The organism is Chloracidobacterium sp., from assembly GCA_016720705.1.
Taxonomy (GTDB): Bacteria; Acidobacteriota; Blastocatellia; order Pyrinomonadales; family Pyrinomonadaceae; genus OLB17.
The window spans coordinates 375010-394168 of record JADKKB010000005.1 but is presented as its reverse complement, the minus strand read 5'-3'; the positions used below and the strand labels follow the sequence as shown (position 1 = coordinate 394168).

Annotated in this window: 19 protein-coding genes; all 19 read right to left on the bottom strand. The window is 52.2% G+C overall.

Going from position 1 to position 19159, the window contains the following annotated elements:
* Positions 1-88: 88 nt before the first annotated feature.
* Positions 89-778, bottom strand: coding sequence for a VIT family protein (locus IPQ00_05010; GenBank protein ID MBL0239920.1), 690 nt, complete (start codon positions 776-778; stop codon positions 89-91).
* 46 nt (positions 779-824) lie between these two features.
* The gene (locus tag IPQ00_05005; protein ID MBL0239919.1) at positions 825-1211 is read right to left on the bottom strand and encodes a nuclear transport factor 2 family protein; all 387 of its coding nucleotides are present in this window, start codon (positions 1209-1211) and stop codon (positions 825-827) included.
* Between the two features lie 10 nt (positions 1212-1221).
* A complete protein-coding gene (locus IPQ00_05000) occupies positions 1222-2244 on the bottom strand; it encodes a radical SAM protein (GenBank protein ID MBL0239918.1) in 1023 nt (340 codons plus the stop codon).
* Between the two features lie 130 nt (positions 2245-2374).
* Positions 2375-3079, bottom strand: a complete 705-nt coding sequence (locus IPQ00_04995; GenBank protein ID MBL0239917.1) for an outer membrane lipoprotein carrier protein LolA — start codon at positions 3077-3079, stop codon at positions 2375-2377.
* Between the two features lie 22 nt (positions 3080-3101).
* Entirely contained in the window at positions 3102-3278 is a 177-nt protein-coding gene (locus tag IPQ00_04990; GenBank protein MBL0239916.1) for a hypothetical protein, read from the bottom strand.
* Between the two features lie 11 nt (positions 3279-3289).
* On the bottom strand, positions 3290-3964 hold the full coding sequence (locus tag IPQ00_04985; GenBank protein MBL0239915.1) for an ABC transporter ATP-binding protein: 675 nt from the start codon (positions 3962-3964) through the stop codon (positions 3290-3292).
* 8 nt (positions 3965-3972) lie between these two features.
* A complete protein-coding gene (locus tag IPQ00_04980) occupies positions 3973-5025 on the bottom strand; it encodes a hypothetical protein (protein ID MBL0239914.1) in 1053 nt (350 codons plus the stop codon).
* 210 nt (positions 5026-5235) lie between these two features.
* On the bottom strand, positions 5236-5559 hold the full coding sequence (locus IPQ00_04975; GenBank protein MBL0239913.1) for a cytochrome C oxidase subunit IV family protein: 324 nt from the start codon (positions 5557-5559) through the stop codon (positions 5236-5238).
* A 9-nt stretch (positions 5560-5568) separates the two neighbouring features.
* Complete coding sequence (locus IPQ00_04970) at positions 5569-6492, bottom strand: cytochrome c oxidase subunit 3 (GenBank protein ID MBL0239912.1); 924 nt, start codon at positions 6490-6492, stop codon at positions 5569-5571.
* An 88-nt stretch (positions 6493-6580) separates the two neighbouring features.
* Complete coding sequence (locus tag IPQ00_04965) at positions 6581-8239, bottom strand: cbb3-type cytochrome c oxidase subunit I (GenBank protein MBL0239911.1); 1659 nt, start codon at positions 8237-8239, stop codon at positions 6581-6583.
* 32 nt (positions 8240-8271) lie between these two features.
* Entirely contained in the window at positions 8272-9318 is a 1047-nt protein-coding gene (gene coxB, locus IPQ00_04960) for a cytochrome c oxidase subunit II (GenBank protein ID MBL0239910.1), read from the bottom strand.
* Positions 9319-9402: 84 nt separating this feature from the next.
* Positions 9403-10302 (bottom strand): SCO family protein, encoded by a 900-nt coding sequence (locus IPQ00_04955; protein MBL0239909.1) that lies wholly within the window; start codon positions 10300-10302, stop codon positions 9403-9405.
* A gap of 6 nt (positions 10303-10308) precedes the next feature.
* Positions 10309-10845, bottom strand: coding sequence for a hypothetical protein (locus IPQ00_04950; protein ID MBL0239908.1), 537 nt, complete (start codon positions 10843-10845; stop codon positions 10309-10311).
* Between the two features lie 33 nt (positions 10846-10878).
* The gene (locus IPQ00_04945) at positions 10879-12096 is read right to left on the bottom strand and encodes a hypothetical protein (GenBank protein ID MBL0239907.1); all 1218 of its coding nucleotides are present in this window, start codon (positions 12094-12096) and stop codon (positions 10879-10881) included.
* Positions 12097-12786: a cytochrome c gene (locus IPQ00_04940; GenBank protein ID MBL0239906.1), complete on the bottom strand. Its 690-nt coding sequence runs from the start codon at positions 12784-12786 to the stop codon at positions 12097-12099.
* Between the two features lie 22 nt (positions 12787-12808).
* Positions 12809-13342: a DUF3341 domain-containing protein gene (locus tag IPQ00_04935; protein ID MBL0239905.1), complete on the bottom strand. Its 534-nt coding sequence runs from the start codon at positions 13340-13342 to the stop codon at positions 12809-12811.
* 44 nt (positions 13343-13386) lie between these two features.
* Positions 13387-14832: a polysulfide reductase NrfD gene (gene nrfD, locus IPQ00_04930; GenBank protein MBL0239904.1), complete on the bottom strand. Its 1446-nt coding sequence runs from the start codon at positions 14830-14832 to the stop codon at positions 13387-13389.
* Between the two features lie 73 nt (positions 14833-14905).
* Complete coding sequence (locus IPQ00_04925) at positions 14906-18217, bottom strand: TAT-variant-translocated molybdopterin oxidoreductase (protein ID MBL0239903.1); 3312 nt, start codon at positions 18215-18217, stop codon at positions 14906-14908.
* A gap of 29 nt (positions 18218-18246) precedes the next feature.
* A complete protein-coding gene (locus IPQ00_04920) occupies positions 18247-18906 on the bottom strand; it encodes a cytochrome c3 family protein (protein MBL0239902.1) in 660 nt (219 codons plus the stop codon).
* Positions 18907-19159: the final 253 nt, after the last annotated feature.

Sequence of the window (19159 nt, the reverse complement as noted above, 5' to 3'; positions counted from 1 at the left end):
AGAAGCCTGCGATCGCGTCCGAAATGGATCGGCGATCCGATCACACAGATCGACGCGTAAATAAAACCAGTGAGTATCCGCAAACAGGCTAAACGACGGCGCCAAAGAGTTTTCCGACGAGTGCCGTCGCCCCCATAGCGATCGCTCCCCAGAATAACACTCGGACCGCACCGGTCACTATGCCCGCACCGCCGGCACGTGCGGCAATGCCGCCAAGCAGGGCCAGAAACAGCAGCGAACTGGCCGCGATCAGCCAGATCATCAGCGGCCCGGGCGCAAAGTACGCTACCACCAGCGGCAATGTCGCACCAATAGCAAAACTCACAGCCGAAAAAACTGCGGCCTGCAACGGATTGGCACTCAGCGTGTCGGTGATCCCGAGTTCGTCGCGAGTGTGGGCACCGAGAGCGTCGTGATCCATAAGCTGTTCGGCCACCTGCAGTGCAAGTTCCGGGTCGAGGCCGCGGCCTTCGTAGATCCCTGCAAGCTCACGCAGTTCAAACTCGGGCTCGTCGGCGAGGTGCTTGCGTTCAAGCTCAATATCCGCCTTTTCGGTGTCGGCTTGTGAATGGACCGAGACATATTCACCGGCGGCCATCGACAGAGCTCCGGCAAACAAACCGGCGACACCGGCCAACATCACTGCACTGTGTCCAGAGTCGGCGGCAGCCACACCGATCAGCAACGATGCCGTCGACACGATGCCGTCATTCGCCCCCAAAACAGCCGCACGCAACCAGCCTATGCGATGCGTGCGGTGCATTTCGTTGTGTACCATAGTCGTTTACCTTCGCTATGGAAAGAATATCCTATTGTGGGAATTTTTAAGAACGGCCAGCGAGCATTGCGGCCATTTTTTGGTGAATCAGTTCGACTGCCTTAAGCGGACGGATCATTACTTTGAATTGCGTGAGTTTGCCGCTCTCATTCCATTTGAGCATATCCACGCCATTTACGGTTATGCCGTCGATCTCGACGACAAATTCGAGTACGGCATCGTGATCGCCGACAATCTCTCGGACGTATTGAAATGTGTCATTCAAGAATACGCCGTAAGCCGCCGTCAGATATCGAAGTGTGATCGGCTTGCCTGACTGCGGCGTGTGAACGACAGGTGAATAGAAAACAACGTCGTCCGCCAGAAGCCAATCGAGCCCCGAGACATCGCGGGACTCGACCATCTTGTGCCAGGCTCTGACAGTATCGTTCATACGTCGCGGTCTACTCCGCGTTAATGACACTGGCGACGGTTTCCTTCTTCAATCCGCCATTACGCTTGGTATAATCAGCCAGCGAAATTTGCGGGTCACGCCAAGCGTCGAGATGGCCTACCTGATGTACGCATTGGATCGTACAGGTCGGAGCGCACCATTTTTCAGTATGGTACTCGCGTTTGAGGTCTTCGTGCGTGTACTCGAGCAGCGGAATTCCCGGTGTTCCGCGTTGTTGGGAACACCAACTAACGATCCCGCCTTCGTCAACGTACAGATATCTAGATCCGGCACGGCAACGCCATTCGTATTCGCCGCCGTCCACGAGTTCGTCCTGAAACCAATTCCAACGGGCATAGGAGCGGGCACCTTTGGCCTTGATCTCTTTGTAAACCTCTTTTTCACGGTCCGTCAGGCCCTTGTTGAGGCCGTCGCCGTCGTGAATGATGCCGACCGTAGACGAAAACCCGAGTTCGAGAGCACGGTTTGCAATGATTAGAGCCTCATCCGGATTGGCAACGCCGCCACCGACCACAGAATTGATATTAACCTTAAATTTGGCGTGATCGTGCAGATTGACGAGCTTAGAATCGAGCACCTTGAGGCTCTTTTTCGAAACGTCGTCGGGCGTCACATTATCGATCGAGATCTGCAGATAATCGAGGCCTGCTTCATTCAGCTTTTTGATCTTATCGACCTGAAAGTAATAGCCGTTAGAGATCAATCCCGCAATCATCCCGTGATGGCGGATGCGGGCAATGATCTCGAATATCTCCGGGTGCATCATCGGTTCGCCGCCGGAAATAGTGATCACCGACGACCCGAATTCGGCGAGTTTATCGATACGCTTGAGCATTACGTCGATCGGTACCGGATCGCTCGTTTTGTCATACTCGTTGCAATACGTACAGGCGAGATTACAACGACGCATCGGCACGATATGTACCAGCACCGGATGCCGCGTCGAGGCAAATGCCCGGACCGTGTGGCGAACTCCGCGTGTGAATCTGCTAAAACTGCTTGCCTTTGGCATAAGATCTTCTGACCGCGATAACTAAACTTCTGATTATAGATTCTGGTCGGTTCTATTTCAAATTCAATAAAATCGCCCCGTACCGAAACGATTCGGTCGGGGCTCGATTTTGTTAATAAACAACGGCGAATTAACCCTTGATCTCTTTGGTGCCGCTCGGGTATGAGAGCTTGAACACCGAGGTATCAAGCTTGACGTTCTTTTTGATCGCGGACAAAAGTATCGTCGTCGTATCGCCGTTATTCTCATTGATCCGGGCTTGCCGCGGCATACCATCGGCATCCACCCAGAGTTCGGCCGTTTTGTAACTCGTCGCCGTCTTAGGCGTCAAAAGTACGTGCCAGGTCTTGATCCCGCCTTTGATCTCTTCTTCGCCGACATACCCCACGTCATAGTTTGCTTGAAGTTGGGCCTTAGACATACTCACGAACGAAAGTGCGTTGCCGGGAACCTTGGAGTTTTTCGAACTGTTAGCCTTGCCCTTGATCACCTGGCTCAGCGTCGGGCGGTACATAACGTAATCTTCGCCGATCACCACGATGCTCTCAGCGACAGGCTTGGTCCAATCGATGCGGACGTACATAACCCGCTTCGGCGTTTTCGGCAAATAGCTTGTACTGCCGATGGACGTATCGCTCTTTCCGATCTGATCATTGTACTTAACAAGTGTAACGTCTGATTGCAGCGAACTCAGGCCCTTGTAGTTGAGATCCATCCGGTTGAGAACCTCGCGCAGAACCTGCGCGTTAGTTGCATCCGCCGCAAATACGCCGAAAAACAGCGCGAGGCCGACGGCCGCCAATCCAAGTCTGATAACTTTTGCTCTACTCTTCATATTCAATACCTTAACGCCGATACTATTTAGTAACCGGCGAAGTGGGTTTGACGACCGCCGAGGGCGATTGGGTTGCATTCTGTTCTACCTTTTCGAACCACGTCTTTGGTGTCAAAAAGATAAACGCCATTATCAATAGACAAAGTACGTCCCACTGCCACGAAGCTCTCTCAAAATCCCACCAAATGATCTTTCTCATAACGCCAAAACCTAATTGATGATATGCCCGTCACGCATCTGGATCGTCCGCGAACACACTGCCGCAGCCTCCGGGTTATGCGTGATCATAATGATCGTCTGATTGAGTTCCTCGTTAAGCTCGCGAAACATCTCAAGCACGATCGCCGAATTTTCAGTGTCGAGATTACCTGTCGGCTCGTCCGCGAGTATGATCGCCGGACTATTGATCACCGCCCGGGCCAAAGCGACACGTTGCTGCTCGCCGCCGGAAAGCTCAAGCGGTTTGTGGTGCATTTTATCTTCAAGCTGCAGGAGTTTCAATACCTTTCGTCGATTTTCAGCACTGCCGCCGCCGTTGCCGGTGTGGATCTTTTCCGCAAGCTTTAGATTGCCGTCCGCCGTAAGCGTCGGAAACAGATTAAAACGTTGGAACACAAAGCCGATCTTACGCCGGCGAATGTCGGTCCGCTGAGCGTCGCTGACCTTTGCGAGATCTTCGCCGTCGATCAAGATGCTGCCGCTAGTCGGGCTCAGCAGTCCGCCAAGTAGATGGAGCAGTGTCGATTTGCCGCATCCCGAGGGCCCCATTATCGCAACAAACTCGCCCTTTTCGACCTCGAATGAAACGCCGCGCAAAGCCGGAACATCGACCTTGCCGACCTTGTATGATTTGGTTAGATTTTCTGCTTTTAAGATCGGTGCCATTTGTTGATTTACTGCTTGCCGGACGAATTCGCTGTATTGGCCGAAGGCGACTTGACCGTCAAAGTGTCTTTTAATTTCTGATCAAGATCGACCTCCTCAAGATTCCAAGTGTTTTTGAGCACAAAGGCCGAATCCTTATAAGTTTCTCCGATCTCGACGTCTTCCGGCGTCTGATAGGTCAACTTCATCGAGTACTTTTCCTTAGGCCTTGTGACTTGGATCTCAAGCGGCATATGGCCGTAATCGCCGGTCGCGGTCAATTTGCCCTCCATACCATAGATAATGTCAGACTCGACTTCGCCGTCGGCGTCAAATATCTGTTGGCGTGCCAATCTGATACCGCCGACACGGTCAAACCAGAACCGCCTCTCGATCCGCAGCGAGCCATCCGTCTGTTTCACCAATTCGTCCAGCAGATAGTAACCCCGCATTACGGTCCGAAGCGGCGATTTTTTGGCTTGGGTCGAGTCTTCTTCGGTTTGAAAAATGGTACTCGTGATATAGACATTTGCAGCGTCGATCGGCCTGACGAGCATCGCGTCGGTAAAGTGCTGGGGACGCAATTGTGCAAAGGCGTTTACGCTTTCTTTGATCGCGGCACCATTGTCCAGATCGGTCGAATTCAGATTTTTACTGAGCTTCGAATAATTGGCACTATTAGTGCCCTTGACGAACTTTTTGTATTTGCCCGAGCCGCCGTCATTCAGGATCGCTACGCGAAAATTCTTACCATCCGAGGTCATCTGAGCAACGTCCGACTTTACAACCGGAACGCTGACCTTCATATAGATGCTCGCGGGCCGCTGTACAACTACTTCGCCGTCGGCAGAACGATAAACTTCCTTACTGCCAAACTCGGCAAACGAGTTATCTTCGAACTTGAGCCGCATCTTGGCATAGATAGAATTGACCTTCGCAAACCTATTTATCTCCTTGATGAGGTCGGCCTGTCCGGCATCTTCTGTCTTGAGCAGTCGCGCGGTCTTTTGATCGGTCTTTACGATGTTGCAGCTGCTTATAAAAATAATCGCTACAACGGCGGTCCATTGACTGATCCTCAATAATTTGTGCCGGGAAAATATCATCCTTTTCTGATGGCCAACCTTGACTTAACCGTTGTCCGGCAATGTATGGAACACCGCGGATCTCGTGGTTGTTAAACCGAAAATAATATCACGCGCAAAGATCGATGTCCTAATTGCGCAAAGACGCGGTGCCGAGAGTAATACGTGTCTCTCGCACCGCGTGTCTGATCAATAAAATGCCGCCGGCTACTGCCCGAACACACCGTTTCCGCGTGTGAAATAATCGCCCATCGTAAACGAGAACATTATCGCCAGCCAGAAAAAGGCAGCTAGAGCCGATATCCAGACCATTTTAGGGCTCCACCGGACGTGCATAAAAAACAGCATCACGCACAGCATCTTGAAAAATGCGATGCCTAACGCGACCAATGTATTTGCTCCGACAAATATACTGTCGAGATCGGTCAAAGCCACGAGATACGTCACGATGGTGCCGACAAACAATATCCCGAAAATGGTCAAGTAGCCCGGGATGCCTATATGTTGTTCTTCTGAATGATTATCCGACATCAATTCTCCCTAATGTATAAAGTGCCTGCCGAGCAAATAGAGCAGCGGAAACAGGAAAATCCAAACAATATCGACAAAGTGCCAATATAGGCCCGACATTTCAACGGGCATATAATATTCGGCACTGTAGGTATTCTTCCACGCCTTCCACAAGAGCCAGGTCATCAGCCCAAGGCCAATGATCATATGCAGGGCGTGAAGCCCCGTCATGACGAAATATATCCAGAAAAATATCCTGACCTTGTCCCGAAACTTGTTTTCGTCCAGTTGCCCGCTTGTAAAATAACCGATCTTCTCGGCCACCGTCAGATGCTGGACGTTAGGTTCCTTAGCCTGGAGTTCGATGGTATGGCGGATCAGATCGTACTCGTGCCACTGAAACTCGCCGTGCGGATTTACATAGACGTGCTCCGGTGCTCCGGGTGTACTCTCTGACGCTGATGCGACGGTTTCGAACGGAAGCACAAATGCCTTGTGTTCAGCTGCCGGTACACCCGCTTTGGTCTTTTTGTTCAGTCCGGCGACGGGCACTAGGCCGTTGTTGTATTTGTCGTTGTATTCAACGGCCTTAACGCCCAGAAACATCGTGCCAAAGAGCATAGTCAGCACGATCAGAATGACCTGCATATTCCGGTTGCCTTTCTGCGCGTAATACACGGTTAGGGCCATTGTCAGCGAACTGACGATAAGCACGAGCGTGTTTAGTCCGCCGAGAAATGCGTCGAGGTGGTTACTGCCCGCGGCAAATGCCATCGGGTACCGCGAACGGAATACCAAATAGGCCGTAAACAGCCCGCCAAAGAACATGATCTCCTGGGCGAGGAACAGCCACATCCCGATCGAGACGGACTCTTCCTGCTGCTTCATGTCTTCGAACTGATGTTGAAGACCCGGAGCGTGATGATGTTCGTGTGTATCTGCGTGTGTCGACATTATTTATCTATTGAGAATTCAAACAAGATAGTTTGATCGGTCTCCGACGACGATAAACGTTTCGCCGCCCGGACCGTCGTGTTCAATTCTATGCCAATGTGGCGGGTGCTTCGCTCCGCCTCGCTTCTTCAAGATCGAGGCCGCTTTCCTCGCCGTATTCGTACGCTTCCCAAGTGACAACGGGCATCGTTTCAAAGTTTTCCGTCGGTGGCGGCGAACTTGTACGCCATTCGAGTCCGGGCAGCATCCACGGATTGTCGGCCGCCTTTTTGCCATAAAGCAGCGAATGGCAAAGATACAACACCGGCATACTTAATCCGATAGCAAGCACCGAGGCTCCAGCTGTGGAGAAGATATTCAGAACCTGAAATTCCTCCGGATACGACGCATAACGCCGAGGCATTCCCATATAACCGAGGATGAACTGTGGGAAAAACGTTAGGTTAAACCCGACAAACACCAGCATAGCCGATATCTTGCCCCAAAACTCCGAGTACATTCGTCCGGTTATCTTCGGCCACCAATAATGAATCCCGCCAAGATATGCGATGACCTGCCCGCCGACCATCACATAGTGGAAGTGGGCCACGACAAAGTAAGTATCCGTCAGGTGAACCGTCAGGCCGACCGACCCGAGGAAAAGCCCCGTCAGGCCGCCGATAAGGAACAGTCCCATAAAACCGATCGCATAAAGCATCGGCGTGTCGAACGTGATCGACCCCTTGAACAGCGTCGCCGTCCAGTTAAACATCTTGATCGCAGACGGTACCGCAACGACCATAGTCAGGAATGAGAAAACAAGGCTGGCATAGACCGACTGTCCGCTAACGAACATATGGTGGCCCCATACCAAAAAGCCGAAAACAGCGATCGCGATGCTTGAGAACGCGATGAACTCATATCCAAAGATCTTCTTTCGCGAGAAGCTCGAGATCAATTCGCTGATCACGCCCATTCCCGGCAAGATCATAATATAGACGGCCGGATGCGAATAGAACCAGAACAGATGCTGGAAAAGAATCGGGTCGCCGCCGATCGACGGATCGAATATGCCGACGTGGCCAACGCGTTCGAGTGCGAGCATCAGGATGGTAATTGCAACCACCGGTGTGCCGAGGATCATTACGAGGCTGGTCGCATAGTGCGCCCAGACGAATAGCGGCAGGCGAAACCAGGTCATCCCCGGCGCACGCATCGTATGGATCGTAACGATAAAATTAAGCCCGGTCAGGATCGAAGAGAATCCGTTGATAAAGATACCGAGTCCGACCGCCATCACATAAGTGTTTGAAAAGGTCGTGCTGTACGGGGTGTAAAACGTCCAGCCCGTATCGACGCCGCCCTGCATCAGGCCATACAAAGTAAATATTCCGCCGACCCAGTAAATATAGAGGCTCAACAGATTGATACGCGGCAGTGCCAGATCCTTTGCACCGATCATCAGCGGTAATAAAAAATTACCGAGGATGGCAGGGATAGCCGGGATCAAAAAGAAGAAGACCATCAGGATCCCGTGCTGAGTAAACACCTTGTTATAGGTGCCTGATTCGAGCAGGTCACTGGCCGGCGTCAGAAGTTCGAGTCGGATCGCGGCGGCATAGAGTCCTCCCATAAAGAAGAACACCGACACCGAGATCAAATACATAATGGCGATGCGCTTATGATCTTTGGTCAAAAGCCACGACTTGAGTGACGTGCCGTTAGTTAGATAATTCAACTTCGGTTTGGCCGCCATCTCCGCATTCATTGCATCTTGCGTTTGCATAATCATTTACTACTCTACTTATTACTGTTCGCTGCCGGTTTAACAGGCGCCGTTTTGGTTGTTGCCGCCGAATTTGCACTCGCTGGTGCAGCAGGCGGAGCCATCGCCGACGGCGATGCCGCTCCCGGGCTCAACGACTTAATATAGGCGACCAGCGAATTCAACTGTTCCTCAGTGACCTGCCCCTTGAAAGTAGGCATTATCGGCTGATAGCCCTCGACAACTTGTGACGCCGGGTTCAGGATCGAATTTCTCAGATATTGATCGTCCGCCGTAACGGTCTGTCCGCCGACGAGTTTGACGTCTGTATTGAAAATGCCCTCGAGCTTAGCTCCGCGTTGGCCCGCCCCGCCGGAGTGACACGAGGCACATCCGAGCTTGTTTTGAAACAGGTCTTTTCCCGCATCGACCGGCGTTTGGCCGGAAACGTTGCCGCTCAACCAATTGTCAAAATCACGCTGCTCCATCACGTAGACCCAACCACCCATTCCGGAGTGATTGAGCCCGCAATATTCGGCACAAAGCAGTCGATACTTGCCCGGTTTGGTCGCCTCGAACCACATATATGTGTAGCGACCGGGCACGACGTCAGCCTTCGTACGAAATGCCGGGATGAAGAAATCGTGGAGCACGTCCTCGGTCGTCATCGTTAACTTGACCTTGCGTCCGACGGGCACGTGGAGTTCGTTGATCTCTCGCTGACCGCTCTCGTGCTGGATCTTCCACATCCATTGTTTACCAACGACATAGACCTCCATCGCGTCTTCGGGCGGCGTGTACTGCTGGAAATAGATAATGGCTCCGCCCAAAAATATCGTCATCGAAACAACGAACGGAATGATAGACCAGACCGTTTCCAAAACCATCGACCCGTGGATCTCCTCCGGCGTAGCAAATTTCTCTCGTGCCCGATACTTGATCGAGAAGAAAAATATCGCGACGATGATCGGTATCGAAAATGCTACGCTCACGAAAATGAGGTAGAAGTACAAAGCATCGACCTGCCAGGCGAATGTTGACGCTTGTTCTGGAAATATTGGTACCCAACTAGTGTTCTGCATAAATTCTCTCGGACCTGATACTACTTATAATTACGGTGTCGGTATGATCAGCGAACCGCCGTATTCATTGATCAGCCCCGCGCGTCACGCGGCCTTACGCTTATTCCTCCGCCAAAAAACGAATGCCATTGCACCCAATCCTATCAACGTTGCGATCGCTGCCAAGCGGATCACGCTCAGGATCGCTAGGCCATATTTACCCGTCGAAGGGTCATAATGATAGCAGTAGAGCAAAAGCTGGTCTACCGGATTCCCGACCCGGCTTTCGGCCGATTCCATCAGCCCGAACTTAATATCTTTTGGGGCGTAGTCGATACCGTAAAAGTATTTCGACAGTCTGCCGTCCGGCGTCGTTATCATCACGCCGCCCACGTGAGCAAACTGATTCGACTTTTCGTCCCACTTATAATTGAACCCTGCTGCCTTGGTGGCCAGGTCAATAGACGCCTGTGTGCCGGTCAAAAAGTGCCAGCCATTCTCACCGCCCGGGCGGTCATAACGCTCGACATAGCTTGCCTTCTTATTCTTAGCCAGATCCGGCTTGTCATTCTCACGTGCGTCAAAGCTGATCGCGAGAATGTCAAAGTCCTTTCCGGCCTCCAAATTTATCCCCTTTAAGGCTCCGCTGAGGCCATTGAGAACCTGATTGCAAAGCATCGGGCACTCATAGTATACGAACGCAATGATCACCGGCTTGCCCTTGGTAAAATAGTCACCAAGCTTGACCATTTTCCCGTCTTCGTTCTTAAACTCGGCGTCCATCGGCAATCTATCACCAAGCTTCTGGTCGATGCCGATCGATTGGAGGGCCTCGGGCATACCATTGTTGGTCATTTGCGACGGATCGTACGTCTTCGGTGAATACAAAGGTGAATTGTATTGCTCAACTTTCTGAGCAGGCACCGCGACGAACGCAGTCAAAATAATTATCAAAGCACAAAGCTTCACCATCAAAACTGCTGATATTGGCGAATCCTTTTTCATTAGTCACTACCTTTGCGTTTCAGACGCTGTACGGCCCGCGCCCGAATCGGAAATAAACATCCTCGATTCTTTATACATCTTTTCGGCATCGGGCCCTGATTTCGCCTTTATCGGTCCGGCCAAAAACTTTGTTTTGGCTTCGTCGATCGGTAGCGAAATGATCGTACCCGTCTTTGGATCGGTCTCGCCCTTTGCCCACTGCTCTTTCCACTCTTTCTGAAGCTCCCAGTACTCGCTCTGCGGGGCCGTCAGTTCGAGACTGACACGGCCTTTGGTCGTATCGACGCCAAAACCGGGGGCTGACTGCAATCTCGGCTCTGCCGGCAATCGCTCTTTGTCAGACAATTTCAACGGATTCGCCGGACCGGCGGTTTCTGTCGCATAGTCCTTCATCGTGCCGAGAAAAGCCCACATCAACCCGAAGGTCAGAACGATCAAAAGCAACAGCCCGACACCGAAATAAACGATGCCTTTCAAGCCGATCTCATTATCCTCGTAGCCTTTATCAAAGTCGGCTGCGGTATCTATATGTTTCTTTGACATAGCTTTACCAAAAGCAAATAAACCAGATCTCTCTTAGTGCCCCTTGCCGTGATCGATAGCACTTTCAAAAAACGGATCCTGAGCCGGCACCAGCGGACGTTTCAAAAGCTCACCGAAAAACCACCAGAGCCAAATACCACCGATAGCGACGGGTGCGACAATGTCGAGCCAATCGATGTGGAACGCTCCCGTTGCGATCCCTTCCGTGATCCGCGGTGTCGGAGCGATCTGGTAAAACATATCGACCAGACGCATCACGAGTATAAATATCGCCAGGGCCGACAGCCACCGTGCCTTTCGCTTAAAGTCTTGCTGCAAGAGCACGAGGAACGGAAAAGCAAAGTGGAAAATGATGAGCAATACACCTATGTAGCCCCACCCGCCCTTCATTCGGGTCAGGTACCAGGTCGTCTCCTCAGGCAGGTTGCCCGACCAGATGATCAGGAACTGCGAGAAGTTGAAGTATGCCCAAACCATCGTCAGAGCCAGCATCAGCTTGCCGAGATCGTGGAAATGCCGTTTTCCGACTATTCCATCCATCGGGGCTTTGTCCGACAGACTGGCCAGCACCGCGACGACAAAGCAGAAACAACTCAGTGCCCATCCGGCGACAAAGAGCAATCCCCACATAGTCGAAAACCAGTGCGGGTCGAGCATCATCACCCAGTCGACTACCGCAAATGTAACGATAAGCGAATAGATGACCAGCGTCGGACCTGAAAATCGTGAAGCTCGATCCAAAAAGCGTTCGGCATCCACGATGTTATCGGTTTTGTCCTGTTCGGCAGACCATTTATTTAGCAAATGGACCATTACGTACCAGATCGCGAAATAGATGGCTGATCTGACGATCCAGAACCAAGGTGCCATAAATACGCCTCGATGCAGCATCACCGGATCATCCGCCGGGAGGTGTGTAAACTCGTACACGTTGCGAGTGTAGACACCGATCGCAAGCGGAACAAACAATAGCACGATCAACGGCAACGTCCGTGAACCGGCCTCGACCGTTCTGCGGATGACTACGCCCCAGGCACCACCAGTGAGGTATTGAAGCATCAATACACCAAGGCTGCCGAGCCCGATACCGCCCCAGAAGACAAAGCCGACCAACCACGAACGCAGTGCCTGCTCAGTATTAAAGTAGCACCCGACCGCCCAAATGATAAGTGCAATGCCGCCGACACCTAGTGCCATTGTTCGCCATTTGTTGACGACCGCCGGAGCGTAATATTTCTCAAGTGCAGCCATTTACTTGCCACCTCCGTTAGTGTTGGCAGGTTCGGCCGATTTCGGTGCCGCTGTATTTGCCGCATTACTATTGTTCATCTTAAGGTTCGTGTCGGGGTTTTGGCTCACCTGCAGAGCTCGAATGTAGGCAACGATCGCCCAACGGTCCGCGGGCTGTATTTGTGCACCGTAACCATTCATCTTGCCAAAACCATTAGAAATAACGTCGAAGAAATGTCCGACCGGGGCGTTTCTAAGCCGATCATCGTGGTACGTCGGCGGCGGCGAAAATCCGCGGCGGACGATCATACCGTCACCCTTGCCGACCGGGCCGTGACACACGATGCAGTAAATGTTGTAACGCTCCTGCCCACGGTCGACCAGTTCCTTGTTTACTGTCAACGGAAATTCATCGACTGCATTCGGAAATGAAGTGACGATCGTGTTTCCGGCGGCATTGGTTGTACTTGCAACTTCGGCATTAGGGTTAGGATTATCGACCTTACCGGTGTAAAACGCCTTGTTGTCGTGGAGTTGGCCGCGAGCTATCGTGCCTTCGGGGGCATCGCGCGATGCTCGATTATCAGCAAAGAACTCACTCTTCTTATATGCCTTGTAACGCGGTTGGTCCTGCATATCAAAACGCACGCCACATCCGGTCAGAACTGCAAAGGCAGTAAAGCAAACTGTAAATCCGATCCGCCGTATCATAGGTCTATTCTTGGACAGAAGATTATTCAGGTACATCGAAAACCTCCTGTGCGTTCAGGCTTTCCATAAAGCTGCGCGTCTTTTCGTAATCGTATTGCGGATCCTCAGCCTCAATTATCAAGAAGAACTTTTCGCGCGTCGCGAGAGCGAAACGCGGTACGTTAAAGCACGGATGATAAGGTGCCGGGAGACCATTTAGGAACAACATTCCAAAAACGGCTACCACGGCCGCAAAGAGGATCGTCAGTTCGAAAAGCGGCGGAATAAATGCCGGCAGACTGAAGTTAGGCCGACCGCCGACGATGATCGGATAGTCGATCACGTGAACGAAATAGACAAGACCAAGTCCTGCCAAAAGGCCGGTCACGCCGCCTGCAAAAATGAGGTACGGCAAAATGCTCCGTTTGATACCTAACGCCTCGTCGATCTCGTGCAGCGGGAACGGCGAAAATGCATCGGTCTTGGTATAGCCGGCGTCGCGCATTTTGATCGCCGCGTCGACCATCTCGGTCGGCGTGTCAAACTCGGCCAGAATTCCGTATATGTTGTTGCCCATATCTAAATTCGTTAACTAAAACTAATTAACCTTGATCCTCTCGTTTATTCGTTTGGCGGATCGGTTCGGTCGTATGTGTACTCGACCTCGATAACATTCTCTTCGAAATCCTGATGGTGTCCGTGAACATTGGCATCCGGCAGGAGCGTCCTGACCTCGAAGATCGAGATGATAGGTACGAACCTGACAAACAGGAAGAGCAAGGTAAAGAAGAAACCGATCGTGCCGATAAACATCGACCAGTCGATCATCGTCGGGCTGTACATAGCCCACGATGACGGCAGAAAGTCGCGATGCAAACTCGTAACGATGATCACAAAACGCTCAAGCCACATACCGACACTGACCACGATCGAGATCGTAAAGAGCCAAAACTCGCTCTCTCGAAATCGCTTGAACCAAAGAAGTTGGATCGAAAGTCCGTTACAGAAGATCAAGAGCCAGTATGACCACCAATAAGGGCCTTCCCATATTCGGTTCTTGACCATAAAGATTTCGTACTGGGACGCACTGTACCAGCCGAAGAAGGCTTCCATCGCGTAACCGTAAACGACGATCAACCCGGTCGCAAGCATCACCTTTGACATAAAGATAAGGTGAGTTTTGGTGATAAAATCTTCCATTCTGTACCAACGCCGCAGCGGGATACAGAGTATTAGAACCATTGCAAATCCGGCGAACACCGCACCCGCCACAAAGTACGGCGGGAAGATCGTCGCGTGCCAACCCGGAACCTGTGACACCGAGAAGTCGAACGAAACGATCGAGTGTACTGAAAGTACGAGCGGTGTCGAGATGCCGGCAAGTATCAAATACGCGATCTCATACCGATGCCAGTGCCGTGCTGACCCGCGCCAACCCCACGAAAGGGCCGCGTAAACAAACCTAAAATATTTGTTCTTAGCACGGTCACGAAGTGTAGCGAAATCCGGGATCAATCCAACGTACCAAAAAAGGGCCGAAACGCTCGCATAGGTGGAGACCGCAAAAACGTCCCAGATAAGAGGGCTTCGGAATTGCGGCCAGATGCCCATTGTATTGGGGTACGGAAACAGCCAATATGCGGCAAGCCACGGACGTCCTGTATGCAGCAGCGGAAACATCGCGGCGCAGGCCACAGCGAATAGCGTCATTGCCTCGGCAAAACGGTTGATCGACGTACGCCATTTCTGGTTAAGCAGCAACAGAATGGCCGAGATCAACGTGCCGGCGTGACCGATACCGATCCACCAAACAAAGTTGATGATGTCGAATGCCCAACCTACCGGCTGGTTGTTTCCCCAGACGCCGATACCATTTGCAAGTAGCCAGATGACCGAAAACATCATCATCTGCGCGACCATAAAGGCGATACCGAACCCGATGAACCAACCGAACGGCGTACGCTTTTTGAGCGTAATGTCGCTGATGCTGTCGGTGACACTTGCAAACGAGTGCTCACCCTCGACCATTGCCGGGCGCAACTTCTGTTGTAAGTCCTTTTCCTGCATATTTTTCTAACTCAAACGGTCCAAGTACCAACCGCCCAATTTGTCCTCTGCGGACAATTGAACCGAGTATCCGCTAGTGAGCCTCGCCTCCCGGAGCCTTGGTTTCCGTCGTATTTGCCGGCTTAGTTTTCCGTTTTTCAGGTGCCCTGTAATCGGGCATTTCCTTATTCTGATTCTTGAGTCCCGCCATATAGGTCGTACGCGGCTGAGTGTTGAGTTCGTTCAACAATGTATAGTCGCGATGGTCTTTTTTGGCCTTGGCAACTCTGCTTTCCGGATCGCCCATATCGCCGAATATGATCGCGTCCGTCGGGCAAGCCGATTGGCACGCGGTGATCACTTCGCCGTCACGGATCTTGCGGGCACCGTCCTTCTGTGCCTCGATGCGAGCTGCCGCGATACGCTGCGTACAGTATGTGCACTTTTCCATTACGCCGCGGCTACGGATCGAAACTTCCGGGTTTCGCATCAGTTTATACTGCGGAGTATTCCAATCCTGATACAACAGGAAGTTGAATCGCCGCACTTTGTAAGGACAGTTATTCGAACAATAACGAGTACCTACACAGCGGTTATAGACCATATCATTGAGGCCCTCAGCACTGTGCACGGTCGCGTGAACCGGGCAAACGACTTCGCACGGAGCTTGCTCGCATTGCATACAGAGCACCGGTTGGAAGTACGGTCCGTCCGGATCGCTGATGTCGCCGCCGCCAAAGTAGGCGTCGATCCGCAGCCAATGCATTTCGCGACTGCGATCGATCTGCTCTTTGCCGACGACCGGTATATTATTTTCTGCCTGACAGGCAAGCACGCACGCATTACAACCGACGCACGAGTTAAGGTCGATCGACATCGCCCATTTCGTGTTCTGATCGTAGATCTTCGTGTGCTCTTCGTACGGGTACATCGACTTGTCGTATTCGTCGTGCTGATGGCCCATTTCCGGGTCAGCCACAAACTCATCGACGTCCCAAACGCGAAGCAGATCACGGCCTTCCATATTGAAGTGGATCTGAGTCGAGGCGATCGTCGTGGTCTCGCCCTTTTTGGTGATATCGCCGAAGCCAAAGTTCATCGCATCAGTGCGGCGAACGTCGAAGACGCTGTAACCGAGTCCGGTGCCGATCTTGCCGGCCCTTGTACGGCCGTAGCCCATATAGATGGTGATCACGTCATCGGGTTGGCCCGGGGCGATCCACATCGGGACAGGCTTTGAGATCTCGGCGCCCTGATATTTCAGAGTCACCAGATCTGAGAACTGGTTGCCACCCTTGGTGTTAACAAAGCTGGTTCCCTGCGAACCACCGACGTATTCACGGGCGTCGTTTCCGACGTTGATACCCATTTTCGCAGCGGTTTTCGGGCTGATCAGAGCGACGTTGTCCCAAGTGATCTTGTTCAGCGGATTCGGCAGTTCCTGCAGCCATCCGTTATTGGCAAACCGGCCGTCATAAATGCACGGATCCGGCAAAATGCTTATCTCAAGGCTACCGGAACCCGTTGTTTTAGCTTCAGGCTGGGCCAAAAACGCCGCGGTCGCGGTGACGGTCTTGGGTGTCGAGGCAGTGTTTGGCACAACGCCGTCGTGGATGGCCTTATTCCAATTATCCTCAAATGTCTTTGGAGCCGTGCCTGCCGGGATCGCGGCAATTGCCGGAGCCGCCGACTTTGGCACTTCGATCTTTGCCGCGTCGGCCGGAGCTGTCTCCTTGGCAACTTCTTTTCCAGCGGGCTTTGCGTCCGGCTTGGCCTCGGCCTTGACGGGTTCGGCAGGTTTTGCCGCGGCCGCAGTTATCGTTGCGGCCTGCCAATAGGCTTTGACGATGTCAGCGTCCTTTTTATCAAAGTTATCCTTAAAGCACAGTTGAACCAGTTCGTGGAAATTCTTGCCGTCGTACAGCGGTGCAATTATCGGTTGGACGATCGTCGCAGTGCCGTCAAAGGCACGGGCATCGCTCCAACCTTCGAAATAATGCTTTCCATGGACGTTCCATTGGCACAATTCCGCGGTCTCGTCCTGGTGAAGCCCGAGATGCACACGGAGTGCGATCTTATTCATCCGCTCCGCCGAAAGCTTAAAGTCGGCCGGCGAATTGTAAACGGGATTGCCGCCGAGAACGACAAGCATCTTGACACGACCGCCGTCGATGTCACCGATCAGTTCTTTGAAATGTTCGACTTGCGTTTTGTCAGTTCCGGGTGAAAGCGGGTCGATGTACACGACCGTTTGGCCCGCATTGCCGAGTGCCGCATTGATCGCGTGAGCGAGTGCGTGCACTACGGGTGCTTGGTGATCACCGGCGACAACTAGCGATCGACCCTTGTGTTCCGACAGGTCCTTGGCCATCGCCGCGATCCAGGCAGCATTCTCGGTATAGGTCGAGGTCGCACCGGCAACGCCGACCGCTTTAGCGATCGCCTTGGCGATCTCAGCCATCTGGCTCGGCTTAACAGCCAACCGATGATCTGCTTTGGCGCCGGTCAGGCTGACTGTGGTCTCGACCGAATAGAGACGGCTGATATCTTTCTTTTCCTCATTGAACGCACGTCCCTTGGCAAAATCCTTGAGGTAAGCAACGTTAAATCCGGAGAAAATATCTGCGTCGAGCGACAAGATCCTTTCGGCCTTGTCAAACTTATAGATCGGCTGGACCGCCGTACCAAATGCCAACTTGGCTCCCGACAGAGCATTGTCGTTGTTGATCGGTTCGTACTGGATCCACTTTGCGTTGGGAAGTTCGGCTTTGAGCTTGGTGAACTGATCGATCAGCGTCGGAGATGTGATCGTCTCGGTCAAAAACCGGACACCTGCACCGCCGTCTCTACGATTATTTTCGACCGCCAAGCGGAACTCGGTCATAAAGCTTTCCCAAGTCTTGGGGCTTCCGCGAAAGCTCACTTCCTGAGATCGGTCCGGATCATACATATCCAGCACTGATGCCTGTGCCAGCACGTCGGTCGCACCACGGCTACCGGGATGATCAGGGTTGCCCTCGACCTTCACCGGTCGATGCTCGAATGCCTTGGCCAATAGTCCGGTGGCCACACCGCCCAGCGACATCGCCGTCGCGTAAAACATCGGCTTACCGGGAAGGCTGCCTTCAGGTTGCCGCACATACGGGACGATCTTTTCGGGTGGCTGGATAACGCAGCCGCTCAGGCCGGCAAGGGCGAGCGAGGCTCCCATTACCTTTACGAAGTTTCGTCGGCTGAGACTGTTGTCCCACTCTTCGATCTCGTGAGGATACTCCTGCGAGATGAATTCCTTAAACTCAGGTGTATCAGCGTGCTCTTCGATACTGCGCCAATAATCTTTACCGTTCTGAGACAATATCTTGTCTCTCAACGATGCAAAGGTGGTTTTGGTTTCCGAACTGGACATCTTTCTTCAAGTTCCTCTATTTCTTTGCTTTACCGGTGACAGGTAGAGCAACTCGTCATCATCTCTCTGCTGCGGATCTTATATTCTGCCTTCAACTTGGTACGCTCAGCGGCATCAAGGTCGCTGTCCTGCCACTTCATATTATAGATCTCCGACTTGGGCCGAATAAAGTTTTCGGGGTTGCGGTGGCAAGCCAGGCACCATTCCATCTGGAGCGTATTGTCCTGATAAACGGCCGGCATATTATCGACCGGGCCGTGACAGGTCGAACACCCGACGCCCTTGGCGACGTGAATACTGTGATTAAAATACGCGAATTCCGGCAAGTCGTGCACCCTTTGCCACTCGATCGGCTTATTGTCACGAAAGCTGGCTCGCACCGGTTCGAGATATGGACTGTCGGACCATATCTGGCTGTGACAGTTCATACACGTCTGGGTCGGCGGTATTCCCGCCGAGGCGGTGGTTTCGACCGACGTGTGACAATAACGGCAATCGATGCCGTCATCACCGACGTGGTGTTTGTGGCTAAATTGGACAGGTTGTTGCCTTTCCAAATAACGGCCCGTCAAATATGACGAACGTGCTATCTGCGTGTACGCAAAAAACGCCACGCCTGCCAATACAACGACCGCGACCATACTGATCTTGGCGATGTTATTTGCACTTTTTCTAAAGATCTGTGCCATTTGAAAGTCTCTCGCGCTCGCAGTTACTGCGAAAATAAAACTTCACCGACTCCCAGTTCCGCATTGGCGAAAACTAAGCGGAAATCGCTAATTCAGGTTGTTCTTAAAGAATGCGAACTGTAAAACTGCTCTGATTTTACTAAATGTACCGCAATCCGCAAATCTACCTAGATAAAAATTAACTAGAAAGACCCGCGTATGCACTGTGTTGCGAAATAAGATTCGCTGAAAAGCGAAAAAGGTTCGTTAATAT